Origin of the sequence: Ferrovibrio sp., assembly GCF_036381655.1 — a bacterium.
Taxonomy (GTDB): domain Bacteria; phylum Pseudomonadota; class Alphaproteobacteria; order Ferrovibrionales; family Ferrovibrionaceae; genus Ferrovibrio.
Genome location: NZ_DASVCJ010000065.1, coordinates 17,322 through 42,854, shown reverse-complemented (window position 1 = coordinate 42,854; position 25,533 = coordinate 17,322). Strand labels below are relative to the sequence as shown.

At 63.6% G+C, this 25,533-nt stretch carries 23 protein-coding genes and 1 pseudogene; 12 read left to right on the top strand and 12 right to left on the bottom strand.

Features of this window, described 5'->3' with window-relative positions:
- Window positions 1-2: 2 nt before the first annotated feature.
- Genes greA through VF194_RS13960 form a run of 3 tightly spaced genes read left to right on the top strand, consistent with a single transcriptional unit; the run spans window position 3 to window position 2,066 of the window.
- Window positions 3-476: a transcription elongation factor GreA gene (gene greA, locus VF194_RS13970; protein ID WP_330891790.1), complete on the top strand. Its 474-nt coding sequence runs from the start codon at window positions 3-5 to the stop codon at window positions 474-476.
- Window positions 477-503: 27 nt separating this feature from the next.
- Window positions 504-1,364, top strand: a complete 861-nt coding sequence (locus VF194_RS13965) for an alpha/beta hydrolase (protein ID WP_330891789.1) — start codon at window positions 504-506, stop codon at window positions 1,362-1,364.
- A 9-nt stretch (window positions 1,365-1,373) separates the two neighbouring features.
- Window positions 1,374-2,066 carry a response regulator transcription factor gene (locus VF194_RS13960; protein WP_330891788.1) on the top strand — a complete coding sequence of 231 codons (693 nt, stop codon included), beginning with the start codon at window positions 1,374-1,376 and terminating at the stop codon, window positions 2,064-2,066.
- Between the two features lie 9 nt (window positions 2,067-2,075).
- Here the strand turns inward: VF194_RS13960 and VF194_RS13955 are convergent, their stop codons facing one another.
- Window positions 2,076-2,831: an enoyl-CoA hydratase/isomerase family protein gene (locus tag VF194_RS13955; RefSeq protein WP_330891787.1), complete on the bottom strand. Its 756-nt coding sequence runs from the start codon at window positions 2,829-2,831 to the stop codon at window positions 2,076-2,078.
- A gap of 134 nt (window positions 2,832-2,965) precedes the next feature.
- Between VF194_RS13955 and VF194_RS13950 the strand changes: the two genes are divergently transcribed.
- Genes VF194_RS13950 through VF194_RS13940 form a run of 3 tightly spaced genes read left to right on the top strand, consistent with a single transcriptional unit; the run spans window position 2,966 to window position 6,055 of the window.
- Window positions 2,966-3,796: an MBL fold metallo-hydrolase gene (locus VF194_RS13950; RefSeq protein WP_330891786.1), complete on the top strand. Its 831-nt coding sequence runs from the start codon at window positions 2,966-2,968 to the stop codon at window positions 3,794-3,796.
- 38 nt (window positions 3,797-3,834) lie between these two features.
- Entirely contained in the window at window positions 3,835-4,650 is an 816-nt protein-coding gene (locus VF194_RS13945; protein WP_330891785.1) for a class I SAM-dependent methyltransferase, read from the top strand.
- A gap of 37 nt (window positions 4,651-4,687) precedes the next feature.
- Complete coding sequence (locus VF194_RS13940; protein ID WP_330891784.1) at window positions 4,688-6,055, top strand: adenylate/guanylate cyclase domain-containing protein; 1,368 nt, start codon at window positions 4,688-4,690, stop codon at window positions 6,053-6,055.
- Here the strand turns inward: VF194_RS13940 and VF194_RS13935 are convergent.
- The 11 genes from VF194_RS13935 to VF194_RS13885 form a co-directional block, all read right to left on the bottom strand.
- A complete protein-coding gene (locus tag VF194_RS13935) occupies window positions 6,052-7,221 on the bottom strand; it encodes an ABC transporter permease (protein ID WP_330891783.1) in 1,170 nt (389 codons plus the stop codon). The genes VF194_RS13940 and VF194_RS13935 overlap by 4 nt on opposite strands.
- Window positions 7,222-7,227: 6 nt before the next feature.
- Window positions 7,228-8,253: an ABC transporter permease gene (locus tag VF194_RS13930; RefSeq protein WP_330891782.1), complete on the bottom strand. Its 1,026-nt coding sequence runs from the start codon at window positions 8,251-8,253 to the stop codon at window positions 7,228-7,230.
- A gap of 15 nt (window positions 8,254-8,268) precedes the next feature.
- Complete coding sequence (locus VF194_RS13925; protein ID WP_330891781.1) at window positions 8,269-10,176, bottom strand: ABC transporter substrate-binding protein; 1,908 nt, start codon at window positions 10,174-10,176, stop codon at window positions 8,269-8,271.
- Window positions 10,173-12,062, bottom strand: a complete 1,890-nt coding sequence (locus VF194_RS13920; protein WP_330891780.1) for an ABC transporter ATP-binding protein — start codon at window positions 12,060-12,062, stop codon at window positions 10,173-10,175. The genes VF194_RS13925 and VF194_RS13920 overlap by 4 nt, the downstream gene beginning before the upstream one ends.
- Window positions 12,059-12,565, bottom strand: coding sequence for a hypothetical protein (locus VF194_RS13915; RefSeq protein WP_330891779.1), 507 nt, complete (start codon window positions 12,563-12,565; stop codon window positions 12,059-12,061). Before VF194_RS13915 ends, VF194_RS13920 begins: the two co-directional genes overlap by 4 nt.
- Complete coding sequence (locus VF194_RS13910; RefSeq protein WP_330891778.1) at window positions 12,562-13,386, bottom strand: polysaccharide deacetylase family protein; 825 nt, start codon at window positions 13,384-13,386, stop codon at window positions 12,562-12,564. The genes VF194_RS13915 and VF194_RS13910 overlap by 4 nt, the downstream gene beginning before the upstream one ends.
- Complete coding sequence (locus tag VF194_RS13905; RefSeq protein ID WP_330891777.1) at window positions 13,383-14,537, bottom strand: glycosyltransferase family protein; 1,155 nt, start codon at window positions 14,535-14,537, stop codon at window positions 13,383-13,385. The genes VF194_RS13910 and VF194_RS13905 overlap by 4 nt, the downstream gene beginning before the upstream one ends.
- Before the next feature lie 5 nt (window positions 14,538-14,542).
- Window positions 14,543-15,124, bottom strand: coding sequence for a histidine phosphatase family protein (locus VF194_RS13900; protein WP_330891776.1), 582 nt, complete (start codon window positions 15,122-15,124; stop codon window positions 14,543-14,545).
- The gene (locus VF194_RS13895) at window positions 15,121-16,260 is read right to left on the bottom strand and encodes a glycosyltransferase family 4 protein (protein WP_330891775.1); all 1,140 of its coding nucleotides are present in this window, start codon (window positions 16,258-16,260) and stop codon (window positions 15,121-15,123) included. The genes VF194_RS13900 and VF194_RS13895 overlap by 4 nt, the downstream gene beginning before the upstream one ends.
- 3 nt (window positions 16,261-16,263) lie before the next feature.
- The gene (locus VF194_RS13890) at window positions 16,264-17,412 is read right to left on the bottom strand and encodes a glycosyltransferase family 4 protein (protein ID WP_330891774.1); all 1,149 of its coding nucleotides are present in this window, start codon (window positions 17,410-17,412) and stop codon (window positions 16,264-16,266) included.
- A 108-nt stretch (window positions 17,413-17,520) separates the two neighbouring features.
- Window positions 17,521-18,744 carry a glycosyltransferase family protein gene (locus tag VF194_RS13885; protein WP_330891773.1) on the bottom strand — a complete coding sequence of 408 codons (1,224 nt, stop codon included), beginning with the start codon at window positions 18,742-18,744 and terminating at the stop codon, window positions 17,521-17,523.
- Window positions 18,745-18,908: 164 nt separating this feature from the next.
- On the opposite strand from VF194_RS13885, the gene VF194_RS13880 reads away from it, so the two are divergent.
- The 6 genes and pseudogenes from VF194_RS13880 (at window position 18,909) to VF194_RS13855 (ending at window position 25,449) form a co-directional block, all read left to right on the top strand.
- Window positions 18,909-21,560, top strand: coding sequence for an ABC transporter ATP-binding protein (locus VF194_RS13880; RefSeq protein ID WP_330891772.1), 2,652 nt, complete (start codon window positions 18,909-18,911; stop codon window positions 21,558-21,560).
- A 31-nt stretch (window positions 21,561-21,591) separates the two neighbouring features.
- The gene (locus VF194_RS13875) at window positions 21,592-22,047 is read left to right on the top strand and encodes a cyclic nucleotide-binding domain-containing protein (protein ID WP_330891771.1); all 456 of its coding nucleotides are present in this window, start codon (window positions 21,592-21,594) and stop codon (window positions 22,045-22,047) included.
- Between the two features lie 12 nt (window positions 22,048-22,059).
- Complete coding sequence (locus tag VF194_RS13870) at window positions 22,060-22,548, top strand: class I SAM-dependent methyltransferase (RefSeq protein WP_330891770.1); 489 nt, start codon at window positions 22,060-22,062, stop codon at window positions 22,546-22,548.
- 12 nt (window positions 22,549-22,560) lie between these two features.
- The gene (locus tag VF194_RS13865) at window positions 22,561-23,574 is read left to right on the top strand and encodes a P1 family peptidase (RefSeq protein ID WP_330891769.1); all 1,014 of its coding nucleotides are present in this window, start codon (window positions 22,561-22,563) and stop codon (window positions 23,572-23,574) included.
- 15 nt (window positions 23,575-23,589) lie between these two features.
- Window positions 23,590-25,077 (top strand): ABC transporter substrate-binding protein, encoded by a 1,488-nt coding sequence (locus tag VF194_RS13860; RefSeq protein WP_330891768.1) that lies wholly within the window; start codon window positions 23,590-23,592, stop codon window positions 25,075-25,077.
- A gap of 31 nt (window positions 25,078-25,108) precedes the next feature.
- Window positions 25,109-25,449: pseudogene (locus VF194_RS13855) on the top strand (YnfA family protein).
- Window positions 25,450-25,533: the final 84 nt, after the last annotated feature.

Here is a 25,533-nt window from a genome sequence, read left to right as displayed (position 1 = left end):
CTATGCAGAAGATCCCGATGACCGCAGCCGGCTACCAGCGTCTGGAAGCCGAGTTGAAGCATTTGAAAACTGTTGAACGGCCTGCCGTGATCCGTGCGATTTCGGAAGCGCGCGAACATGGCGATCTGTCGGAGAATGCGGAATACCACGCGGCCAAGGAGCGTCAGGGTTGGATCGAGACGCGCGTCCTTGAGCTCGAAGACAAGCTGCGGCGCGCGGAAGTGATCGACGTCTCGAAACTGTCGGGGGATCGGGTCAAGTTCGGCGCCACCGTCGTTCTTGCCGACGAAGACACCGGCGAGGAGAGCACCTACCAGATCGTCGGCGCCGATGAAGCCGATATCAAATCCGGATTGTTGTCGATCACGGCACCGCTGGCGCGGGCCCTGGTGGGCAAGGCGGAAGGCGACAGCGTCGAGGTGGTGACGCCGGGCGGCGCCAAAGCCTACGAAATCGTTTCCGTCGCCTTCAAATAGCCGAGGCGCCGCAGGGAGGAGATCCAGATGGATCGCGCGGCGCTCGACAGGCTCTACAACAATCGTGCGGCGGTTCCCGGCCATCAGCAGGATTTCGCCCGCTGGACTTCATTGAGCGAGCAGACGCGCAGCAAGCTGCCCTTGCGGCGCGATATTGCCTACGGCCCGCATCCGCGCGAAACCTTCGACCTGTTCACCGTGTCCGAAGCCGACAGGCCGCTGCTGGTCTTCATCCATGGCGGCTACTGGCAGGCAATGGGCAAAGAGGACAACAGCTTTGTCGCGAACGGCTTTGCCGCGCCGGAAGCCGATCAAATCGCCAATGTCGCGCTGCTCGGCTATCCGCTGGCTCCCGAAGCGGATATGGACCAGATCGTGGCCTCCGTGCGGCGCGCCCTGCTTTGGCTCTGGCGCGAAGCCGCGCCCTTGGGTTTCGACCGTAACCGGATCGTTGTCGGCGGACATTCGGCCGGAGGCCATCTGGCTCTCATGGCGATGCTGACGGAGTGGCAGGCCCTCGACGGCGCCGCACCGCGCGATTTGGTAAAAGGGGTGGCATCGCTGTCGGGCCTTTATGATCTGTTGCCGATCAGCCGCTGCTATCTGAATGACAGGCTTGGCCTGGATGAGGTGGTGGCGATCCGGAACAGTCCGCAGTATCTGCTGCCATCCTGGCGGCACATCCCGGCTCCCATGATCCTTGCGGTCGGCGAGCTGGAAACCGAAGGCTTCCATGGCCAACAACACGATTTCGTGAAAATCTGCCAATCCGTGCAGGGGGCGGTGACGGAGATCACTGCGCCGGGTAAGCATCATTTCAATATCGTCGACGAACTGGCCCGGCCAGGAAGCGCCATTCATGCCGCGGTGGCGGCGTGGTTCGGGTGAGGAGGGGAAATGAGCGGAGCCAAGCGCGTCTTACTGGTCGATGACGACCGAACGCTGCAATCGCTGCTGGCAGAGCAGCTTGAGGCGACCAAGGAATTCACGACGACCTGCGTCAATGACGCGGCTGCCGCCATCGATATCGTCCAGCGCGATCATTTCGATCTGGTGCTGCTGGATGTCGGGCTCCCGGATATGGATGGCCGCGATGTCTGCAAGCAGCTGCGCCATCTGGGTGTGCGCGCCCCGGTCATCATGCTGACGGCCGCCGATGGCGATGCCGATACGATCCAGGGGCTGGAATCGGGCGCCAACGATTATATCGCCAAGCCGTTCAAGCTCGGCGTATTGCTGGCCCGCATCCGCGCGCAGTTGCGTCAGTTCGAGCAAAGCGAAGCCGCCGTCTTTACGATCGGGCCTTACACCTTCCGCCCGGCGAACAAGCTGCTGCTCGACAATGAAAAGGCCGGCAAGAAAGTCCGGCTGACCGAGAAGGAAGCCGCCATTCTCAAATATCTGCTGCGCGCCGGCGCCAAGCCGGTGCCGCGCGAGACTCTGCTGACGGAAGTCTGGGGCTACAACGCAGGGGTTTCGACCCATACGCTGGAAACCCACATCTATCGCCTGCGGCAGAAGATCGAGCGCAGCCCGAGCGAGGCGAAGCTGCTGATCACCGATCCCGGCGGCTATCGCCTGCAGCCGTGACGCCGAATATCAGCGGCCGAGGAATTGCGGCGGGCGCTTTTCTTTCATGGCGCGCCGGCCTTCCTGGGCGTCCTCTGTATTGAAGCTGGCGGTGGCGCGATCGCGTGCCGCCCGCTCGTCCAGCAATCCCGCGGCGATTTCATTCAGCGTCTGCTTCATGCCGCGCACCGCCTGCGGCGCCAGGCCAACGATCGCCTGGGCAAGCTCCTCGGCGCGCGCCTGCAGGCTGTCGCGCGGCACCAGCCAATCCAGGAAATGCGTGCGCAGCATCTCGGCGTCGTCGAATGCCTCGGCCGCCAGGAATAGCCGCTTGGCCGGGCCGAGGCCGAGCCGCGTAACGGCGCGTTTCAGACCGTGCGGATGATATTGGATTCCGAGTTTCGCGGGCGGAACGAAGCATCGTATGCCTTCGGCGCCGAGGCGGAAATCGCAGGCCAGCGCCAGATCGGTGCCGCCGCCATAAACGCCCCCCTGTAGGACGCAGAGGGTGGGGAAGGGCAGGGCTTCCAAGCGATCGGCCACCCGCTCCAGCGGATTGTCGCGCCAGTCGCGGCCGGCGATGGCAGAGAGATCGACACCCGAGCAGAAGCTCTTGCCTTCGGCTTTAAGTAGCAACAGACGCACATCTTCGCGGATAGAGAGGTCTGTTAACGCTGCGTCAAGAGCATCCAAATCAAGGATTTCCAGGGCGTTATGCCTCTCCGGGCGGCAAAATGTGATGGTGGCCCGAAAATCTTGGATTACCAGAAGAAAAGCTTGAGACACCTACCTATCCGCCCTTAATCTTTCCCATGACACATTTCCGCACAGGCTCTGGCAGGCAGCAAGGGCTGGTGATACCGGCGGTGAGATCAGAAGGCGCTCCGTCTCTCGACGCTGACGGGAAACAGGAGGCCCGAGTGGGGGTTGAAGAGTTTTATGTCCGGTTCTGGGGGGTGCGCGGCAGTATTGCCGTCGGCTCCCCGGATGTCGTTCGTTATGGCGGGAATACCTCCTCGTTGGAGATACGGTGCGGTGAGCATCTGCTTCTCTTCGACGCTGGAACGGGTATCCGCGCGCTTGGCCTTGCCCTGCAGCAGGAGGGACCGGTCGACGCCGACCTGTTCCTGACCCACACGCATTACGATCATGTCTGCGGCTTGCCGCATTTCTGCCCCTTCTTCGATCCGCGCAGCCGGTTTCATGTCTATGCCGGCCATGTCACCGACGGCACGGGCATCAAGGGCGTCCTGAAGCAGATGATGTGCTCGCCGCTTTTCCCTGTGCCGATGGAAATTTTCCAGGCGCAGATCGATTTCACCGATTTCCATCAGGGCGAAGTCCTGCATCCCCGTCCCGGGGTTACGGTTCGCACCGGCCCGCTCAGCCATCCGGACCTCGCGACCGGTTATCGCATCGAATACGGCGGCAAATCGATCTGCTATCTGACCGACACCGAGCATCCCGAACACGGCTTGGACGAGAATATCGTCAAGCTGATCCGCGGCGCCGATATCGTGATCTACGATTCGATGTACACCGACGAGGAATATTACTGCCGCAAGGGCTGGGGCCATTCGACCTGGCAGGCTGGCGCCCGGCTTTGCGACGCCGCCGATGTGAAGACCTTCGTCGTCTTCCATCACGATCCGGAGCATGACGACGCTTTCATGGATCGCGTGGCCGAACAGCTCTCGGAGGTCCGTCCGGGCTCGATCGTGGCGCGCGAAGGCCTGGTCCTGCGCCCCTGATCGCAATGTTCCGCTCGCTTGCTTGGCGCCGTCTGCGCATGGGATTGCAGACCCTTTCGGGGTTGCGGCATCAGGGCTTTTTCATTCCCTATCGTTACGCTGACAGCATCGCGCCGCGGCAGCCGGTTTACGAGTCCCTGGCCGGTCTGTTCGCCGCGGCGGAACCAGTATTCGAGGATCTGCTGCGGGGCGCCGAAGGCTATGCCGCCGATCTGCTGCGGATCGCTGCCGAGCGGGCGCCGCCGCCGGCGCCGCGCTTCGATCAGAGCTGGTTCCCCACTCTCGACGCCGTAGCGGCCTACACCCTGGTGCGTCAATACGGCCCCCGTCGCATCGTCGAAGTGGGGTCCGGGCATTCGACCCGGTTTCTCGCCCGTGCCGTCCGGGACGGTGGATTGCCAACCGAGATTACCGCGATCGATCCTGCGCCGCGCGCCGATCTGCGCGGCTTGCCGATCCGGCTGGTCCAGACGGTGGTGCAGCAGGCCGGGATGGCGCCCTTCCAGGCGTTGCGGGAAGGCGACATCCTGTTCATCGACTCCAGCCATATCCTGATGCCGGGAACCGATGTCGATTGGCTGTTCAACCGCATCCTGCCGGGATTGCCGGAAGGCATACTGATCCACATCCACGATATCTTCCTGCCCGACGATTATCCGCCGGCCTGGGCATGGCGCGGCTATAACGAGCAGCAGGGGGTCGGCCCGCTGCTGTCGTGCGGGTTCAAGCCGATTTTCGCCAGCCATTTCGTGGCCACCCGCCTGAGCGCGCAGCTGCACACCGGCGTGATCGGGCGGCTGCCGGGCGCCGCCGAAGCGATTCCTGCCAGCTTGTGGCTTTGCAAAGGCACCTGATCTTGCCCGCAACCGGCATTCGGCCCATGATGAGTCAATGGGGAAGGGCAGCCGGTTTACGAATCTCGTCTTCGGCCGCGGCATAGACGGCCGCCCGCCGGAGCGTGTCCTTCAGGCCATCCGCCAGCAACAGCGCTCCAGCGAACTGCTGATCGCGATCGTCCAGTTCGCCGTCATCGCCACTTTCTCCTTGCTCTACAAGCATTCGCCGATGGCCATGGCGATGGACGAATATGCCCTGTTCACGCCGGCTCCCTGGGTCATCGGCATCTATTTCGTCTTCAGCATTCTGCGCCTCGGCCTGTGTATCAAGGGATACATGCCGCCCTGGTTCCTGGCGATTTCGGTGATCGCCGACGTTCTGCTGCTGCTGGGATTGATCTGGGGTTTCCATATTCAGTATCTGCAGCCGGCCGGCTTTTACCTCAAGGTGCCGACGCTGTTCTACGTCTTCATCTTCATCGCCCTGCGCGCGCTGCGGTTCGATGTAACATATGTCCTGCTGACCGGGCTCGCCGCCGCCGCGGGCTGGATATATCTCGTCTACTACGCCTACACGTTCGACTCCCTCGATTCGCCCGTTGCGCAGGATTACGTCGAATACATCACCTCGAACAAGGTCCTGATTGCCGGCGAGGTCGACAAGATCATTGCCATTGTGATGACGACCGTCATCCTCGCCCTTGCCATCGTGCGGGCCCGCCGGCTTCTCGTGCGCGCGGTTACCGAGGGCATTGCGGCGCAGGATCTGAAGCGCTTCTTCGCCCCCGAAATCGCCCAGGCGATCACCGCGTCCCAGGCGCAGATCCAGCCCGGTCAGGGCGAGGTCAGAACCGCCGCGATCCTGCATGTCGACATTCGCGGCTTTACGCCGTTGTCGACACAGCTCGATCCGAACGACCTGATGCTGCTGCTGGCCGATTATCAGGCCCGCATGGTCTCGGTCATTCGCCGGCATGGCGGCAGCATCGACAAGTTTCTCGGCGACGGCATTCTGGCCTCCTTCGGCGCGGCAAGGCCGAGCGAGACCTTCGCTGCCGATGCCCTGCGCGCGGTCCACGATCTGAGCAAGGCCGCCAGGCTCTGGAACGAGGAAAGAGTGGCGGCGGGGCAGGTGCCGATCCGGATCGGCGTCACCGTAGCCGCCGGTCAGGTCGTTTTTGGCGCCGTGGGCGACGCCTCGCGCCTGGAATATACAGTGATCGGCGAGCCCGTTAACCTCGCGGCCAAGCTCGACAAGCAATGCAAGGTCGAGCGATGCCTCGGCCTCGCCAGTGTCGAAACATTCGAATTGGGGAAGGAGCAGGGTTACGGGCCGCCGCACGATGTGGAAATCCGTCGCGGCCGCCATGTCGAGGGCGTTCCGGTGCCGGTCGACCTTGCGATTATCGAGCCTGAATCCTAACGATAGGGATCTGCCGCATCCCGCAGGCCATCTCCGAAGAAGTTGAAGGCAAGAACGACGATGATGACCGGGATCGCCGGCGTCATCAGCCAGGGATAAAGCGCCACAACATTGATGTTCTGGGCTTCGTTCAAAAGCACGCCCCAGGACGTGATCGGCGGTCGCAAGCCGAGGCCGAGGAACGACAGCGACGTTTCGCCCAGGATCATCGTCGGTATCGACAAGGTCGCCGACGCGATCAGATGACTGGTAAAGCTCGGCAGCAGATGGCGCCCGATGATGCGTCCTGGCGAGGCGCCCATGAGCTGGGCCGCCATGCAAAAATCCTCCTCGCGCAGTGCCATCAGCTTTGAGCGCACGGCGCGGGCGAGGCCCGGCCAGTCAAGCAGCCCGAGGATGATGGTAATGCCGAAATAGACCAGGATCGGCGACCAGGTGACCGGCAGGGCGGCGGACAGGGCCATCCAGAGCGGCAGTTCCGGCAGGCTGCGGATCAGTTCGATCGAACGCTGAATGAGATTATCCACCCAGCCGCCATAATAGCCGGCAATGCCGCCCAACGTGATTCCGATGAGAAAGCTGATGCTGATGCCGATCAGGCCGACCGTCAGCGAAATCCTCGTGCCGTAGACGATGCGCGAGAAGATGTCGCGACCGAGGCGATCGGTGCCGAAGAGATAAAACGTCCCATCCTTGGCCGGGCAGACGAAATGGAATCGCATCGGGATGAGACCCCAGAAATTGTAGGCGTCGCCCTGGCAGAAGAATCGCAATTTGTGGATGCGCGACAGGTCCGGCCGATATTCCCGCTTCAAGGTCTCCGTATTCATCCGGAAGCGCTGATGATAGACGAAGGGGCCGACGAATTTGCCCTCGTGGATCAAATGGATCGCCGTCGGCGGCGCGTAGATGGCGCGCGGATTGCGGGTCTGCAGATTGTACGGTGCGATGAATTCGGAAACGAAAATGGATGCGTAGATCGCCAGCAGGATGACGCCGCTCCACAATCCGAGGCGATGGCGGCGGAATTTCCACCACATCATCTGCCATTGCGAGGCGCGGTAATATTTCTCCTGCTCCGGCGTCAGGCTTTCGACGGAATAGGGGTTGAATGGCGCCTTGCTGATCCAGTGCTCGATCTTCGGCGTATCGCGGTATTCGTTCATGCCCGCCTACTTTGCTTGCCCGCCGGTCAGGCGAATGCGCGGATCGAGAAGCGCCAGCAGGATATCCGAGATCAGCATGCCGACCACGGTGAGCACGGCGAGGAACATCAGGAAGGAACCGGCCAGATACTGGTCGAGCGACTGCAGGGCGCCGAGCAGCATCGGCCCGGCGGTGGGCAGGCTCATGACGACCGATACGATGACCGATCCGGACACGATCGATGGCAGCAGGTTGCCGATGTCGGCCACGAAGGGGTTCAGCGCCATGCGCACGGGGTAACGAAGCAGCAGGCGCAGCGGCGGCACGCCTTTGGCCCGCGCCGTCGTCACATACTGCTTTTGCAGTTCGTCCAGCAGGTTGGCGCGCAGCCGGCGGATCATCGCGGCGGTGCCGGAAGTGCCGATGACGATGACGGGCACCAGCATATGGGCGAGGAGCGAGCGGATTTTTTCCCAGCCCCAGGGTGCGTTGATGAGCTCGGGTGCGACAAGCCCGCCCATGCTGAGGCCGAACCAGACATTGGCGTAATAAAGCAGGACCAGGGCGAGCAGGAAATTCGGCGTTGCCAGACCGATGTAGCCCAGCAGGGTGAAGCCGTAATCGCTCCAGGAATATTGCCGCGTCGCCGAATAGACGCCGATGGGAAAAGCGATCAGATAGATGAACAGAATGGTTCCCGCATTGATGATGGCCGTCATCACCAGGCGGTCGGCAATCAATTCGCCGACCGGACGGTTATATTCGAAGGACCAGCCCCAATCGCCCTGCAGCAATCCTGACAAGCCATTGGGGCCAGGCCAGAGGCCGATCCAGATTGCATATTGCTCCAGGAAGGGGCGATCCAGAGCATATTGATGGCGCAGGAATTCAACCCGCTGCAGGGCGGAGTCCTCGCCCTGCGCGCGCAGCTCGGCGATCTGGTTGCTCAGGTAATCTCCGGGCGGCAGCTTGATGATGGTGAAAACCAGGAAGCTGATCACGAACAGGGTCGGGATCATCAACAGCAGGCGGCGCGCCAGGTAAATCAGCATGGACTCTGCCCAGCCCTATTGCCGGTACCAGAAGGTTTCCGGGCGGTACAAGCCGATGAATGCGCCGGGATCCCAATTAAAGATACCTTCCTTCGGAATATTCATCAGCTTGCGATTGGCGACGATCGGTTGGAAAACACCGCTGATAACCCCGATGGTGAAGGTCTGATCGGCGTGAATGGCCAGCATGCGATGCCAGATGCGCGCCCGCTCGGCCTCGTCGGCGCTACCGAGCCAGCTCTGATACAAGTCGTAGAGCTCCTGGGCCGCTGGCATGTCGATCCGTTCGCCGGCCTGTCCGTGCGTTTCGTGCCACTGCCCCCATTTCGGCCATTGCAGTTGGTATTGCGAGGTCGGTGCCAGCTCGTTGGGGATGGTGTCGGCTTTGGCCAGCCCGTTCTCCAGGCCGGTCCAGACCGACATGATCGCTTCGCCGGAAAATATGCGGTTGCGGACGATGTCGCGCTGGCTCGGTTTGGCGAACAGCTTGACGCCGATCTTGGCCCAGTTCTCGCCGATCAGTTCGAGGATATCGGTTTGTTCGGTATCCTCGCCCGCGGTCTCGACGATGATCTCCAGCGGCCGTCCGTCCGGCAGCAGGCGGGTACCGTTATCGTCCCGCTTGGTCAGTCCGATCTGGTCCAGCAGTCGGTTGGCCGTTGCCGGATCGAAAGTGGCATTCTGGGTCTGGTATTCTGGTTTGAACAACGGGCTGTTCGGCAGCACCGTATTGTTCGACTCGATGGCCAGGCCGAAGAAAAGGGATTCATTGATCGCCTGCCGATCTATGGCGAGCGACAGCGCGTGCCGGAAGCGGGGGTCGCGATTGAGTTGGCGCCAGATCGGATCGTTGCAGTTGAGATTGGGATAGAGCGTGAAATGCGATCCCTTGGCGGTGCGCCACAGCAATGTGCGATAGCCGGCCCGTTTTTCGTTTTCCTTCAGGAAGGTGAAATTGTTGAAGTCGATGTTGCGGAATTGCAGATCGGCTTCGCCTGCGCCGGCCTTGGCGGGAATCAGCTTGGCGTCCGCCTGGGTGAGCACCAGCTGATCGATATAGGGAAGCTGTACGCCATTCGTATCGACGCGGTGGAAATAGGGGTTGCGCTGGGCGACGAAGCGGATCGCCGGCGGCCGGGTGGTGATCACCCAGGGATTGAGCGTGGGCAGGTCCGGATTGTCCAGCTCATACATGTTGTCGAGCTTGTTGTGCAGCGCGGCCCAGTTCCGCTGTTTGGCCGCCGCGACTTCCTGCTTGAGCACAGCGGGGTCGGCATATTTGACGTGGAATTTCTTCATGTAATGGGCCGGCCGATAGATATAGAGCGGCGCGGCGCCGGCCAATCTGGGCAGGAAGTCCGGGTTTGGCTTGGACCACTCGTAACGGATCGTCAGCTCGTCGGGAAAGCTGACTTTCGGCAATTCGCCGTCGACCAGAAATTCGACAGGGGGGCCGGACGGGCTCAGGTCCTTGTTCAGGGCGACGTCTTCCCAGTAGTAGCGAAAATCCTCGGACGTGAACGGGGCGCCATCCGACCATTTGTGCCCTGGCCGCAGATGGAAGGTGAATATCCGCTGCTGCTTGACGTCGAAGGATTCCACCAGATCAGGCACGAAGTCGAATTTTTCGTTATAGACGACCAGCCGGGTGTAGCCGATCACGCTGAGAAGGCGCAGGTCGCGCATGCGGCCGATCAAGGTACGCAACTCGCCGCCCTGCTGGCCGATCATATTCGGCTGCTTGAACGAAACGACCAACGGATGTTCCGGGACTCGCTTTTCAATCGGGGGGAGGCGGCCGGCGGCAACATCGGCCGCCAGCGACGATGTCTCCTGAAGTTCGAGCGGCTGGGCCTGCGCCGGAAACCACGGCGCGACCGCCATGAGCAGAAGGGCGAAAGCGAAGCGAGCGAGTATCGTCATGCCACGAGATCCCGAATTCCGGCGGCGTCCGAGGCCCGGACAAGATGACCGTTGCCGAGATCCAGCATATGCGAACGCGCGTTGTCAGATATAGTGAAGGGATGCGGCCAGGCCGCTGGGCTGGATGTTCTTTCCGCCATCAAGAGCCGAAGATCGAGCCGGTCATTCGGATCGGGCTTCGGCACGGCCGAGAGCAGCGTCTTGGTATAGGGGTGGATCGGGTTGGAGAAAAGCACATCCCGCGGCGCCAGCTCGACGAGGCGGCCGGCGCACATCACGGCGATCCGGTCGGCGATGTAGTCGACCACCGCCAGATTGTGCGAGATGAACAGATATGTGAGGCCCAGCTCGCGCTGCAGGTCCTTCAACAGGTTCAGAATCTGCGCCTGGATGGAGACGTCGAGAGCCGAAACCGGCTCGTCGCAAATGAGCAAGTCCGGCTGCAACGCCAGGGCGCGCGCGATGCCGATGCGCTGCCTTTGGCCGCCGGAAAAGGAATGCGGATAGCGACGCAGGAAGCGGACGTCGAGGCCGACCAGAGTCATCAGTTCCTTGACCCGTTCGAACCGCTCGTCCGCGTCGCCGATGCCGTGGATGACCATCGGCTCGGAGATGATGTCGAAGACGGTCATGCGCGGATTCAGCGACGAGTAAGGATCCTGAAAGATGAACTGGACATTGCGGCGGTAAGCGAAGAGTTCCTCGTCCCTCAGCGATAGCACATCCACCAAGCGGTCGCCGTCGTGAAACCGGATCTTGCCCTTGTCGGGCGTGATGGCCCGCAGGATCAGCTTGCTGACCGTGGTCTTGCCGCAGCCGGACTCGCCGACCAGGCCGAGGCATTCGCCGCGCCGGATGCTGAAGCTGACGTCGTCGACCGCCTTGACGAGATTTTCCTGGTGTCCGCCGAACAGGCCGCCCTTGCGCAGGGAGAAGGTCTTGTCGACATGCTCGACTTCGAGCAGCGTCTGCCCCGTCGACTTGCCCGCCGCCTGCTTCTTGCTGCGCAACAGGTCGCCGACCTGGCTTTTGATTTCGCGGATCGGCTGCAGGCGTTCGCCCGGCTTCATGTTGAAGCGGGGCACGGCATGCAGCAGGGCCTTGAGGTAGGGGTGTTGCGGATCCTGGAAGATGTCGTCGAGCGTGCCGCGCTCCATGACTTCGCCATGATACAGCACGACGATCTCGTCGGCCATATTGGCGACCACGCCCAGGTCATGCGTGATCATCAGGACGGCCATGCCGAGTTCGGCCTGCAGGTCCTTTATGAGTTTCAGGATTTGCGCCTGGATCGTAACGTCCAGCGCCGTGGTCGGCTCGTCGGCGATCAGCAGGGCCGGCCGGCAGACCAGCGCCATGGCGATCATGGCGCGCTGACGCAAGCCGCCGGACAGTTCGAAGGCGTAGGTGCGCAACGCGCGTTGCGGATCGGGAAAGCCCACCAGTCGCAGCATCTCGGCGGCCAGTTCCTGGCCCTCGGCGCGACTCGCCTTGCGGTGGAGATGCAGCGCCTCGCTGACCTGATCGCCGATCGTGTGCAACGGACTGAGCGAGGTCATCGGCTCCTGGAAGATGATCGAGATGCGCCCGCCTTGCAGGTGACGCATTGCTTCGCTGCGGGGGTCCAGGCCGGCAATGTTGACCGGAATTTCCGGCGTCAGCGGATCGTAGAAGAGAATGCTGCCGCCGGTGATTTTCGCCGGCCGCGGCAGAATTCCCATGATGGACTGGCTGACCACCGACTTGCCCGACCCGGACTCTCCTACGAGGGCGACCGTCCCGCCCTGGGGGATGCGGAAGCTGACCCCATTGACGGCCTTGATCACACCTTCGGGCAGGTGGAACTGAACGTGCAGGTCGTTGATCTCGAGGAGATTGCTGCTCACCACACGCCCTCTCGCCCGGCATCGGCAAGCCGGGCTGCATTGGCGAGTGTGGTTTCGCTCAGCGGCAGATCGAGGCGGCGGGCAGCAGCCAGCGCTTCCCGCACCAATTGCGGAAAGCCGATCATGTCGCTGTCGACGCTTAAGCGTCCCCCATGTCCCTCAATCGTCAATTGCAGCCATCCCTTGCCCCGGTCGCGACGCGTTGAGTAATACCTCAAGACCACCGCCGAAACGCCGGACCACTCTACCACCCGCCGGCGTACACCGAATCCCCACCGGCCCTGGCATGCCACTCCTGAGGCGTCGAGTTGGACCTCGATCTGCTGGCGCCATATCGCGCTGGCTCCCAGCCAGGCGAATAGCAGGCTCAAACCGGCAAGCAGCACAAAAATGACAGATTGTGGCGTGGCAAACAACAGCAGTCCAAGGCAGAAGGCGAGGCCGAGAAGCGACCTCAGATAATCGGGCCAAAGGCGCGAAAAGGGGTAGTGGAGGCGGATCATGATGCTTGAATGATATCGCCAACCGGCCGGCCGACAGCCAATGCCGCCGCAAGATCAACCCAGCGGGCGGCAGGATGGGCAGCGATCCGGCGAAGGAATGTTTCGATGAAGTCCCATCCCGCGCTGTCATGGCGCAGATGGTGGGTCAGCAGTCCCACAGGTTGCAGATGGGCAAGCCCCGTGCGGATTGCCGTCAGGGCCTGGATGGCCGCCATGAGCGCCATGCGGCAGCCAAGGTCCGAATCCCCGCCCCGCCAGTCGACGGGATCCATATGGGTGTTCAGTTGCGCCAGCCCTTCCGCGGCCCAGTATTGCCGGCGGAGCTGGAAAGCCGAAATCGCCGAAAAGCCCAGGCTCGGAAGAGTGCCGAGCAGGTCGGGGGCGAACCGGTTCCAGGGCGGGACCAGAACCGGCTGAAACTTCTCTCCAAGCCGCTGCCGCAGAATGGCCTGACCGGTTCGAAGGTCCCGCAGGCGCTCGTCGAGGCTGCGGCTGGCCGGGAATTCCGATTTCTTCTCCGTTGCCGGAGCATGGTTTGCGTGGCTGAAGCCATGCTGCGCCGCGGTAATGCCGTTCGCAGCCGCAACCAGATCGACCAGCGACGGCGCAAGCTGGGCTGGTATGACGGCGAGCGTCAGCGGAACATCGACGGTCTTCCGCAGGGTGACAAGCCGGTTCAGCGCCGGTGTGGCTTTGGTGGCGTCGTCGTCGCGCCACCAGAACCGGGCTACTTTCCCGGCGGCCTGCCACTGCCCGAGTTCGGCATCCAGGGCGGCCCAGGCCTGCGGCCACGATAGCGCGGCGCCGCGATCCCCCGTCATTTTCGCGCCGCCAGGAAATGCCGGACCAGACGGGCGGTTTCGTCGGCGCCGTCCAGCCGGATGTTGCTGCGGCCCGGTTCGGTCATGAGTGCCTTGTCGATCGCGTCCGCCAGGCGTTGCGGCGTCAGTTCCGTCTCCCGGACCGCCTGCAGCAGGCCGCGTCCGGCCAGGAGATCGGCGCGCAGCGCCTGTTCCGTCTCCTCGCCGCCGGCAAAGGGCACCACCACCGCCCTGGCGCGGCTGGCCAATGTCTCCATCACGGTATTGTAGCCGGCTTTGCTGATCGAAAGCAGACAGCGGCGCAGCATACCGGGGAAATCGGCCCGGACCGGCTCGATGACGACACCGGGGCCGGCGGAACGGCGAAGCGCCTCGACCTCGGCGGGGTCTTCCTGGCGGCTGACCAGAAAGCGCCAAGGCTTGTCCCGCAGCGAAGACAACCCGCGCGCTGCCAAGGCCACGCGGAACAGCGGCAGGCCGACCGCGCCGCCGCCGGCCGATACCAGCACCTCGCCATCGCCGGCATCCGTTTGCGGCAGGCTATGCTGCTCGACGATATAGCCGGTGTAATGCAGCTGATCCTTGATCCGGCCCGCCAGCGGAAAGGTTTTCTCGAACGGCACCAGTTGCGCATCGCCGTGGATGAAAGCGGCATCGTAGTATTGTTGCAGCCAGGCGATGCTATCCAGGTCCCGTTCCGGCTTGGTGCGGTCGACCAGGATGTCGCGCACCGAACAGAAGACGAGGGGGCGCGGCCGGCGCTCGCGGATGCGGGCCAGCAGCGGCAGCAGCTCGAAACGCATCGGGCGGCGGCCGAAGGGGAAGAGTTCGGTCAGGAAGGCGTCGGGGCCGACCTCGTCGAATACGGCATTGAGCCGCTCCTGCCGCATGCCGCGCCAGGCATCCGTGACCTCCGCGCCGTTCTCGTCCAGCAGGATGCGGAAGCTGGCATCCTTGGCGCGCGCGGGCGGAAGCTGGACGAACCGGATGTCCTCCAGGCCATGCAGCGTCGGATCGGGCATGCCGCCGGAGACCAGCGTGGTATCGAAGCCGCCGCGTGCCATCGCACGGGCGATTGCCGCGACCCGATGGAGATGACCGACGCCGAGCAGATGCTGAACATAGATCATGATGCGTGGTTTTGCCGGCACTGAAGTCACTCCAGAGACATGTTCATGGCAGCCGGGCGCGGCCGGCCATCTCGGTCGATATCGAAGTCATGCAGGCAGCGCCAATCGAGCTTGACCGGCGGCTTGCCGAGCATCGGCCAGTCATAGGCCATCGCCATCATGGCACGGATGACGCCTTTATGCGTGACGGCGCCGGCATCGATGCCCGCGGCCGCGATGTTGCGCAGCCAGGGGCGCAGCCTATCCTGCACCTGCCGCGGACTTTCGCCATCGGGGGGCAGAAAATCCAGGCCGCGCGCCTCGTTGGCCGCGAAGGCCTCGCCATGGCGGGCCCGCAATTCGCTCAAAGTGCAGCCTTCATAACGGCCCCAATCCATTTCGATCAGCGCCGGCTCGATCAGGGCCGAAATGCCCAGCCGATCCGCCGTCTCTCTGGCGCGTCGCAGCGGGCTGGAATACCAGCGACGCCGTATCAACGGGGCAGGCAATCTGCGGCCGGACAGAGAGCTGCGGCCGGCCGCGGACAGCGGCTGATCATTGCGCCCCTGCAGACGGCCGCTGGCATTCCAATCGGTCGGGCCATGCCGAAGAAAGACCAAGCGGGTCATGCCGCCAACCCCAATTGTTGGAAAAGGGTAGCCAGTCGTTGTTGCGCGGCGGCGATCGAAAGATGCCGTTCCACGCGCCGCGGCGCTGCTGCCGCCATCGCCTGCCGTTCCGCCGGTGCGTTCAGCAGCCGCAGCAGTGCATCGGAAAGCGCAATCGCGCTATCGTCGTCGGCCAGCCAGCCGGTTTCGCGATGGCAAACGATATCCGGCACGCCCCTGGTGTTGACCGACAGGACCGGAAGGCCCGCGGCCTGGGCTTCCAGCAGCGCCATGCCATAGGCTTCGTTGACGGCGGGCCAGACATAAAGGTCGCTGGCGGCATAGAGTCCCGCCAGGTCATCGAGTTCGAGCTGTCCCAGAAACCGGGTGCGCCCGCCCAGCGGCCCGAAGGCGGCGAGCACGGCCGTTTCCTCCGGTCCGTCGCCCGCGATCAGCATATGCCACGATGCCTGCCGGGCGAGCTGGAGTGTTTCCGCCAGGCGGCGATAGGAGGCCAGCTTGTCGCCGCCCCGCATCATGCCGACCGCCAGCAGCCAGGGCTGACAGAGCGGCAAATGGAACCGCTCCGCCAGCAGCCGGCGCTCGTCTTCGCGCCGCGCGGCGGCTTGCAGAAAAGGCAGGGGATCGATGAAGGGCGGGAAGGGGAGGACTTTCTCTTCCCCGACGAAGGCCGTCAGGCAGGCGCGATCCAAAGTCGTGATGGCGAGAATGGCGTCCGCAGCCTGGATGGCGGCGGCGGCCTGGGCGTAACCGGCCGCCCAGGGGCCATTCTTGCGTTTCGGCGCGACCGAAGCCTCGGCAATGACGTAGGGCAATCCGAAACGCGACTTCAGCGCCGGTCCGAGGTAATCGGCAGCCTTGTGATAGACATGATAGGTGAAAAGCAGATCGGGACGGCCGGCCGGCTCTGCGGCCCATGCGCGCTCGATCCGTTGCAGGTCGAACTGCGCCGCTGCCGCCGTCGCCGCTTCCTGTCCTGCGTCGCCGGACTTGTTGTAGCTGCGCAGTCCCGAGATCACGGCGACGTCATGGCCCATGCCGCGCAGGGCGGAGATCAACAGCCGGGCCATGCGGCGATCGCCCGACGGCTCCGGATGATCCGGCGGCTTCAGCGGCGCGTAGAAGCCTACCCGCATCGCTTACGCCGTCAGGCCGAAACGCCGGGACAGTTCGGCGATCCCCGGCGCCATGGCGAAATCGTTCCGCACACGTAATGCACCGGCATTGCCCAGACGTTGCCGCAAGGCCGGATCGAGTATGAGGCGGCTGAGGGCGACGGCAAGGGCTTCGGTATCCTCCGGCGGGACCAGCAGCCCTGTTTCGCCATCCGCGATCAGCTCCGGGATCGCGGAAATGGCAGTGGCCGCGCAGGGCAGCGCCTGGCTCTGCGCCTCCAGCAGGACGTTCGGCAGGCCATCCATATCGCCATCCCGGTCGCGCCGGCAGGCCAGCACGAAAGCGTCGGCCGCGCGATAAGCGGCGATGACCTCGTCCTGCCTTTGCGGACCGAGCCAGACCACGTGCTCGGCGATGCCTTGTGCCTGCGCCAGGGCCTTGAGCGAGTTCAGCTGCGGTCCGCCGCCGATATGCGTCAGCCGCCAGTGCAGATCGCCGGGAAGCCGGGCTAACGCCTTGAGCAAAATATCGAAGCCCTTCTTTTCCACGGCGCGGCCGACCGTGAGGAGCTGCACGGGATCGGCGGCATCGCGGCCATCGCGTGCCGGCCGCCAGCGCGGCGGTTCCGGGAAACGCGAGAAATCGATACCATGGTAGACCAGCGCCGCCTTCGCCGGATCGCCCAGTGCGGCGAGATGGGTGACGTTATGGGCCGTGCAGGTCACGATCCAGGCGCAATCTGCCAGCTTCTCGCGCTTCTCCCATTCGGGCGTGATCCAGATGTCGCGCGCATGCGCCGAAGCGCTCCAGGGAAGTTCCAGCAGATGCGCCGCATAGCGCGCCACCGATCCTGGCGTGTGGATGAAATGCGCATGCAGATGACGATAGCGTTCGGGCAACTCGGCGGCGAGGACCAAAGCCTGGCCGAAGCGGCGAATCCGGTTCGGGGTGAGATCGCGCTTGAGGTCTCGCCACCAGAGACGCCTGGCGTCCCGATAGCCCGGCAGACGCCGCGCCCGCCACCAGCCTTTCAGCACCCGCAGCGGTTCCTGATAAAGATATTCCGGCAGATACAGGATCGGTGCCCGGATTTGCTCATGCAGGGCGTGGCGTTTTTTGTCGGTCGGATGGCGCAAGGACACGATCAGGATGTCGAGGCCACGCTCCTCCAAGGCAGCGATTTCCTGGGCGATGAAGGTTTCCGAAAGACGCGGATACCCTTTGAGGAGAAAAGCTACAGGAACCGACATGGCGCCAGAAACGATTACGAAAAAAGAGGGTCAGCCCCGGAGTTCAACGATGTTGGCGCCGGGGGCGGAAACCGGCCGCAGCCAGGGCTGCACCAGCCGGTCGACGTTGTCCAGGCCTTCCAGCAGGCCGGGTATGACGACCTCGGACGGCAATGGCTGACGCGGCAGTTTGCGGATGGCGGCGGCCATCACCGCCGGGTCGTACTCGCCGTCATCTTCGAGCATCCGTACCAGCCCAAGCTGTTCAGCGCGATGGGCACGGATGAACTGCTCCATGCGCGGACGCTTGCGCGGCACGATGATGGCGCGCTTGTCCAGGCTCAGGATTTCGCAAAACGTATTATAGCCGCCCATGGCAATGACGCCGACGGCATTCTCGACCAGATGTTCCATATGGGCATCGAAGGTGATGGCTTCGACGCGCGGCAGCCGGGCGACGCGGGCCAGGAATTCGGCGCGGCGCTCGCGCTGCATGAACGGACCCAGCACGAGAAGGGCCGGGTAGGGCAGCATCTCGTTGGTTTCGTAGGCGCGTAGCACCCACTCGATCAATCCTTCGCCATCTCCGCCGCCGCCGGGGGTGACAAGCAGAAAAGGGCGCTGGGTGATTTCCGGCAACTGGTGTTCCGGCGGCGGCTCCACCGGGAAGCGCGGCAGATACCCGGTATAGACCACCTTGCGCCTGACGCGTTCCGGCAGTTCGATGCCGGCCAGCGGATCGCAGAACTGCGGCAGGCCGTAGACCCAGATCTGGTCGAACAGCGACCGCAGCGCCGGCATGACATTCTTGCGCTTCCATTCCGGCGCCAGCAGACTCGGCTCGTCCATTACATCGCGCAATCCAAGCACGATCCGGGTGCCGCGCGCCTTCAGCATCTTCATGGTTTCGAGCGCCTCGCCGCGCAGGCCGAGCGGCTCCTTGTCGACAATGAAGATGTCCGGATCGAAAATGCGTGCCGTATGCTGGATGATCTCGGCGCGGATCTTCAGCGTCTCCTCGATATCCATCGGCAGGTTGAGGGACGTATACTGTCCGTCGCGCAGCTTGATCACGCCGGGTATACGGACGAAATCGACCCTGCTGCGGAAATCGAAGCTTCCGATGATCGGCGAGCCCGAGAGGATCAGGACCGACATGTCCTTGTAGCGTTCGACCAGGGCATGAGCGATGGTTCGGCACCGGCGCAAATGGCCCAGGCCAAAGGTGTCGTGGCTGTAGATCAGCACACGGGTGCCGTCGCTGCGCGATACCATGCGAGTATCCCCCCTTTGGGACCTTCGGACGAGACTATGGCATAGCCCCCAGCTATTGGCCAAGGGCCTGCCCTGTAATGATTCCCTGGCCGTTCCCGTTCCTGCCCGACGATTGGCGGCTTGCCCGGGCTGGGTTAAGGTTCGGCAAAGAATGGGAAGTACCCATGGAGAAGAATCTCTATCGCTTCATCCTGAAGCATAGCTTGAGACAGCAGGTGATCATTGTCCTGCTCTCAGTTCTATCCTTCGGACCCTACTATTATTACCTGAGTATGCCCAAGGCCATCGTTAACCAGGGCATCCAGGGCCGTGACATCAGCTTCCCGGTCGACCTGTTCGGCCTCGGGTGGGTCCAGCTCGACCATGCCAGCTATCTGCTGGCCCTGTGCTTCGGGTTTCTGGCTCTGGTTCTGGTCCAGCAGGCCTTCAAATACGCCATCAATTTTTTCCAGGGCATTACCGGCGAACGGATGCTGCGCCGGCTGCGCTACGAGCTTTACGCGCAGATCCTGCGGTTCCCGCTGCCGACCTTTCGCCGCACCAGCCAGGGTGAGATCATCCCCATGGTGATTGCCGAAGTGGAGCCGATCGGCGGCTTCATCGGCGAGAGCTTCGCCCTGCCGATCTTCCAGGGCGGCATGCTGCTGGTGATCTTCACCTTCCTGGTGATCCAGAATCCGATCATGGCTCTGGCCGCGGTGTCGCTCTATCCCATCCAGTTCTATTTCGTGCCCCGCATGCAGGCAAAAGTGCGTGCGCTGGGCCGCGAGCGCATCAAGAACCAGCGGCGGCTATCCGACCGTATCAGCGAGACGATCGGCGGAATCACCGAGGTGCATACGCATGACGGCGCCAACCGCATGCTGGCGGAGTTCTCGCGGCGGCTGGGCGTCAGTTACTGGATTCGCGTGGAAATCTTCCAGCGCAAGTTCATGATCAAGTTCCTGAACAATTTCATTCAGCAGCTCGGTCCTTTCTTCTTTTATTCGATCGGCGGATATCTTGCGATCAAGGGTACGCTCGATGTCGGTACCGTCGTGGCGGCAGTCAGCGCCCATAAGGAGATGGCGGCGCCCTGGCGGGAACTGCTCAACCACTACCAGACCCGCGAGGACGTCAAACAGAAATACGATCAGGTGGTCAGCCAGTTCGAGCCGCCGGGATTGCTGCCGCCGGAGGATCAGCTGGTGGAGCCGGAAACGCCGGTGCCGCTGACCGGCGAGATCAAGCTGGCCGGCGTCACCTTGCAGGACGATCAGGGCGAGCCGATCCTGGAAAACCTCAACCTGACGATTCCCTGGCCGGCCCGCGTCGCCGTGATCGGGCTGGGCGGCGACGATTTCCTGCAGCTGCTGGCCAGACTGCAGATGCCGACCCGCGGCAAGATCATCATAAACGGCAGGAGCATCACGGAATTGCCGGAGACGGTGACGGGCCGCAGGCTGGCCTATGTCGGTCCCTCGGCGCATATCTTTAATGCCTCGATCGGCGAGAATCTGCTGTTCGGCCTGCGCCATCGGCCGGTGACGGCGCCGGAGCGCAGCCCGGAGGCCCAGCGCCGCTTCGATCGGGAAATGGCCGAGGTCGTGGCATCGGGCAATTCCGTCCACGACCCGGATGCCGACTGGACCGATTATGCCGCGGCGGGCGCCAGCGGCCCCCATGACATGCGGCAGGCCGCGATCCGGGCGCTGGCGGCGGCGGCCTTCGACGAGGACGTCTATCAATTCGGCATGCGCGGGACGATCAATCCCGAGCAGGAGCCGGACCTTGCCGCGCGCATACTGAAGGCGAGGGATGCCTTCCGCACGCGCCTCGCGGACGGCGCGCTGGCCGATCTGGTGGAAAGCTGGGACCCGGACCGCTACAACAACAACGCCACGGTGGCCGAGAATCTGATGTTCGGCACCCCGCGCAACGGCATCTATCACGAAGACAATCTGGCGCGCGATCCGCATATGCTCAGCGTGCTGGAGGCTGTCGGCCTCAAGCAGCGCTTTTTGAGCATCGGCTATGAAGTCGCCAGCACGATGGTCGAACTGTTCGCCGATCTGCCGCCGGATCACGAATTCTTCCAGCAGTTCAGTTTCATCTCGTCCGACGACCTGCCGGACTATCAGGAGCTGTTGATGCGGGTGAAGCCCGACGCTTTGGATCAGCTTTCGGAGCAGGACCGCATCCGCCTGATGTCGCTGCCGTTCAAGCTGATTCTGGCGCGGCATCGTCTCGGTCATTTCGACGAGAGCGAGCGCGAAGCGATCCTGAAGGCGCGCAAGATCTTCGCCGATACCCTGCCCGAGGATCGCAAGGATGCCGTCGCCTTCTTCGATCCGGCGCATTTCACCATCTCGTCCAGCATCGTCGACAATATCCTGTTCGGGCGCATCTCCTACGGGCAGGCGCAGGCGCAGGAGAAGGTCGGCCGCGTCATGGCCGATGTGATCGAGCAATTGGAGCTGCGCGAGCCGATCATCGCCATTGGGTTGCAGTTCGAGGTCGGCATCGGCGGCGCCCGGCTGAATGCCTCGCAGCGGCAGAAGCTGGCTATCGCTCGCGCTCTCATGAAGCGCCCCGATTGGCTGCTGCTATCCGAATCGACCGCCGCGCTCGATCCGCGCAGTCATGCCGCGGTCCTGCGGGCGGTTTTGGAGATGCAGCGGGATCGCGGTCTGATCTGGCTGTTGCAGCGCGCCAGCGATTGCGAAGGGTTCGACATGGTTCTGGTGATCGAGAACGGCACCGTCGTGCAGACCGGACGCTATGCCGATCTGAGCGAACGGCATGGCCGGTTCAAGCAGATGCTGATGCACGCCTGATGCGGGCGCGAGACAGGAAAGGGGTTGCGCTATGAGCCTGAATGAAGAAGTCGACCTGCTGCGGCGCATTCCGCTCTTCGCGAAGATCGAGCCGTCCAAACTGAAGCTGCTGGCATTCACCAGCCGGCGACTGACCTACAAGCCGGGCGACGTGCTTTGCCGCCAGGGCGATCCGGGCGATGCGGCCTTCGTCATCATCAACGGCGAGGCCGATGTCTCGGTCGACACCCCGGGCGGGCCTTTCAAGGTGGCGCATCTGAAGCAGAACGATTTCGTCGGCGAGATCGCAATCCTTTGTGACGTCCCCCGCACGGCGACCGTCACAGCGGCGACGGAAGTGACCGTGCTGCGCATTGAAAAGGATCTGTTCTTCCGTCTAATAGCCGACTTCCCCCAGATAGCAGTGGAGATCATGCGCGTGCTGGCACAAAGATTGGAGCGGACGACCGCGGATTTGCGGGCCCTGTCCGCGCAGGGCCGGGCTTAGACGGTTTTCCTCATGAGCAGGTTGGACAGCTTCATCCGACGCCTCGAGGCGCAGCGCGCCCTGATCAACTGGGCGGTGACGGCCTTCGGCGAAAATTCCGGCCTTGCCCTCGAGGTCGGGCTGGGCAATGGGCGCACATACGACCACCTGCGCGAGAAATTGCCGGGCTGGCGCATTGTCGCCTTCGATCGCGCCAACAACGCCAATCCGCGCTCGGTGCCGCCGCCGGGCGATTTGATCCTGGGCGAGTTCGCCGACAATCTGCCCGCCTTCGCGCGGAGCCATCCCGGCGCGGCAAAGCTCATCCATGCCGATGCCGGCCTGGGCGATCCGGAAGCCAATGCGAGGCAGGTGGCGAATCTGAGCAACTGGCTGCCGCCCCTGGCCGCCAGCGGGGCGATCATCCTGAGCGATCAGAAGCTGGATCATGAGGCATTGCAGCCGCGCGTGCCGCCGGTCGAAATCCCGGCGAACCGCTACTTCGTCTATGTCAGGGCGTAGCGGGCCAGGCGCATGACCGGTCCGGGCCCGCATAATCTCATCACGGACGTTCCCGGCCTTGCGGTCGGCCACGCCGTCGATGAAAAGGTACGCAGCGGCGTCACCGTGATCCTGCCGGACCGGCGCGCCGCCTGTTCGGTCGATATCCGCGGCGGCGGATCGGGCACGCGCGAGACCGATCTGCTGCGCCCCGAGGCGATGATGCCGGCGGTGGATGCGATCTGCCTGTCCGGCGGCTCGGCCTTCGGGCTGGATGCCGCATCGGGCGCGATGCAGTGGCTGGCGAAGCACAAGCGCGGCTACGCGATCCGCGAGTTCATCGTCCCCATCGTGCCGGCGGCGATCCTGTTCGATCTGAGCAATGGCGGCGACAAGGACTGGGGCGAGGAGCCGCCCTATCGCCGCCTGGGTTACGCGGCCTGCGCGCAGGCGCGGGACGGCGGCTTTGCCTTGGGCAATGTCGGCGCCGGCTATGGCGCGGCGGCCGGCAAGCTCAAAGGCGGGCTGGGCAGCGCCTCCTGGTGCGAAGCCGACGGCCTGATCGTCGCCGCCATGGTGGCGGTGAATGCCGTCGGCAGCGTGACGACGCCGGGCGATGGCGGCTTCTGGGCGGCGCCCTACGAGCAGGGCGATGAATTCGGCGGCCGGCCGATGGCCATGCCGCACGGCACGCTGCCTTTGGGCATTCCGGCGGAGTCGCGCCTGGCCGGCCATACCTGCATCGGCGTTGTGGCGACCAATGCCGCCCTGGACAAGGCGGCGCTCAGGCATGTCGCCACCATGGCGCATGACGGATTGGCCAGGGCGGTGCGGCCAGTGCATACGCCGTTCGACGGCGATGCGCTGTTCGCGCTTTCCACCGCCGCCTGGAAGGAACAGGGTGAAGCTGCGGAACGGAACTGGCTGATCGCCCGCGTGGGCAGCATCGCCGCCGATTGCGTTGCGCGCGCCGTCGCCCGCGGCGTATGGTCGGCCGAAACGTTGGGGGCCTATGCGAGCTTCAGGGAGGCGTCGCGGCAGCCTTAGCCTGGGAGGAAGATCATGCGGGTTTGGACGTTCTTCGCGGCGGCGCTCGGTATCGGCCTGTTTTGCGCGGCAAACGTCGCTTCGGCGCAGCCGCACAAGGATTCGGTCACCATCGGCATGGTGCTCGAGCCGCCGGGCCTCGATCCGACGATCGCGCCGGCCGCCGCGATCGGCGAGATCACGCATCTGAACATCTTCGAGGGGCTGACCCGGATCAAGGAAAACGGCGAAGTGGCGCCGCTGCTGGCCGAAAGCTGGACCGTCGCGCCGGATATGAAGACCTTTACCTTCAAGCTGAAGCCGGGCGTGAAATTCCAGGACGGCACCGCCTTCGACGCCGCCGACGTGAAGTATTCCTTCGAGACCTATGGCGGCGAGAAAAGCACCAACAAGCGCAAGGCCGTCTTTGCCAATATGGCGGCGATCGAGACGCCGGACGCCCTGACCGTGCGCATCCTGCTCAAGAAGCCCGATCCGACGCTGCTGTTCAGCCTGGGCGAGAACACCGCCGTCATCACCGCGCCGGAATCGGCTGCCACCAATGCCACCAAGCCGGTCGGCACCGGCCCCTATAGGCTGGAGCAATGGGTGAAGGGCGATTCCGTCACGCTGGTCGCATCCGACAGTTACCGCGACAGGCCGGCCATCAGGATCAAGACGGCGAAGTTCCGCTTCATCGCCGATCAGGGCGCCATGGTGGCGGCCCTGCTGTCGGGCGGGCTGGATGCGGTGCCGATCGGCGTGACCGGCGAGAATGTGCCGCAATTCCAGCAGGACAAGCAGTTCAAGGTCACGATCGGATCGACCGAGGGCGAGACCATCCTGTCGATGAACAACAAGCGCAAGCCGCTCGACGATATCCGCGTGCGCCGGGCGATTTCATACGCGCTCGACCGCAAGGCGATCATCGACGGCGCCAATTCCGGTTACGGCAAGCCGATCGGAAGCTGGATTCCGCCGCATGATCCGGCCTATGTCGATATGACCGGCCGCTATCCCTACGATCCGGCGAAGGCCAGGGCCCTGCTGAAGGAGGCGGGCATCGGCCGTCTCGAACTGACCTTGAAACTGCCGCCGCCGGCTTATGCGCGCCGCAGCGGCGAGATCATCGCCGCCCTGCTGGCCGATATCGGCATCACGGCGAAGATCGAGAATATGGAATGGGCACAGTGGCTGGATACCGTGTTCAAGAACAAGAACTACGATCTGACCATCGTCAGCCATGTCGAGCCGAACGACTACATCAAGTTCGCCGACCCCAATTATTACTGGCAGTATGACAGCAAGCAGGCGCAGGATCTGATCGCCAGGGCCGATACGACGCTGGACAAGGCCGAGCGGATCAAGGCCCTGCAGGATCTGCAGCGCCTGCTGGCCGAGGATGCCGTCGTCGGCTTTCTGTTCAACCTGCCGCGCATCGGCGTCTACAAGGCCGGCCTGACCGGCTTCTGGACCAATGCACCAGTCGCGGTGAACGATTTGTCGGCGGTCTCCTGGCAATAGGCGGCAGGAAGCCGGGCGGACGAGGCCGCGGATGATGTCGCTGCTGGCCTTCCTCGGTGCGGCGGTGGCGGAGATCGCCGGCTGCTTCGCCTTCTGGCTTTGGCTGCGGCTGGATAAGTCGCCGCTCTGGCTGATCCCCGGCCTGGCGGCGCTGGCGTTGTTTGCCTATCTGCTCACCCTGGCCGACAGTCCGCTGGCCGGCCGCGCCTGTGTCGCCTATGGCGGCATTCACATCGCCGCGGCGCTCGTCTGGGCCTGGGCGGTGGAAGGCCACCGGCCCGACCGCTGGGACCTTTTGCCGGCGCGGCGCTCTGCCTGGCCGGCATGGCGGTGATCCTGTTCGGGCCCCGCGCCGCCGGGCCGCAGCTTTAAGGCTCGCTGCCGGCGGTCCCCCAAAAGAATCATCGCTAAAGAGTCATCGCCGAAGCGTCATCAGGAAAGAAAAAGCCCGCCGGG

Coding starts and splice junctions, on each gene's coding strand:
- greA (WP_330891790.1), top strand. CDS start 3: ATGCAGAAGATCCCGATGACCGCAGCCGGCTACCAGCGTCTGGAAGCC.
- VF194_RS13965 (WP_330891789.1), top strand. CDS start 504: ATGGATCGCGCGGCGCTCGACAGGCTCTACAACAATCGTGCGGCGGTT.
- VF194_RS13960 (WP_330891788.1), top strand. CDS start 1,374: ATGAGCGGAGCCAAGCGCGTCTTACTGGTCGATGACGACCGAACGCTG.
- VF194_RS13945 (WP_330891785.1), top strand. CDS start 3,835: ATGGGATTGCAGACCCTTTCGGGGTTGCGGCATCAGGGCTTTTTCATT.
- VF194_RS13940 (WP_330891784.1), top strand. CDS start 4,688: ATGGGGAAGGGCAGCCGGTTTACGAATCTCGTCTTCGGCCGCGGCATA.
- VF194_RS13935 (WP_330891783.1), bottom strand. CDS start 7,221: ATGAACGAATACCGCGATACGCCGAAGATCGAGCACTGGATCAGCAAG.
- VF194_RS13930 (WP_330891782.1), bottom strand. CDS start 8,253: ATGCTGATTTACCTGGCGCGCCGCCTGCTGTTGATGATCCCGACCCTG.
- VF194_RS13925 (WP_330891781.1), bottom strand. CDS start 10,176: ATGACGATACTCGCTCGCTTCGCTTTCGCCCTTCTGCTCATGGCGGTC.
- VF194_RS13915 (WP_330891779.1), bottom strand. CDS start 12,565: ATGATCCGCCTCCACTACCCCTTTTCGCGCCTTTGGCCCGATTATCTG.
- VF194_RS13910 (WP_330891778.1), bottom strand. CDS start 13,386: ATGACGGGGGATCGCGGCGCCGCGCTATCGTGGCCGCAGGCCTGGGCC.
- VF194_RS13900 (WP_330891776.1), bottom strand. CDS start 15,124: ATGACCCGCTTGGTCTTTCTTCGGCATGGCCCGACCGATTGGAATGCC.
- VF194_RS13895 (WP_330891775.1), bottom strand. CDS start 16,260: ATGCGGGTAGGCTTCTACGCGCCGCTGAAGCCGCCGGATCATCCGGAG.
- VF194_RS13885 (WP_330891773.1), bottom strand. CDS start 18,744: ATGGTATCGCGCAGCGACGGCACCCGTGTGCTGATCTACAGCCACGAC.
- VF194_RS13880 (WP_330891772.1), top strand. CDS start 18,909: ATGGAGAAGAATCTCTATCGCTTCATCCTGAAGCATAGCTTGAGACAG.
- VF194_RS13875 (WP_330891771.1), top strand. CDS start 21,592: ATGAGCCTGAATGAAGAAGTCGACCTGCTGCGGCGCATTCCGCTCTTC.
- VF194_RS13870 (WP_330891770.1), top strand. CDS start 22,060: ATGAGCAGGTTGGACAGCTTCATCCGACGCCTCGAGGCGCAGCGCGCC.
- VF194_RS13865 (WP_330891769.1), top strand. CDS start 22,561: ATGACCGGTCCGGGCCCGCATAATCTCATCACGGACGTTCCCGGCCTT.
- VF194_RS13860 (WP_330891768.1), top strand. CDS start 23,590: ATGCGGGTTTGGACGTTCTTCGCGGCGGCGCTCGGTATCGGCCTGTTT.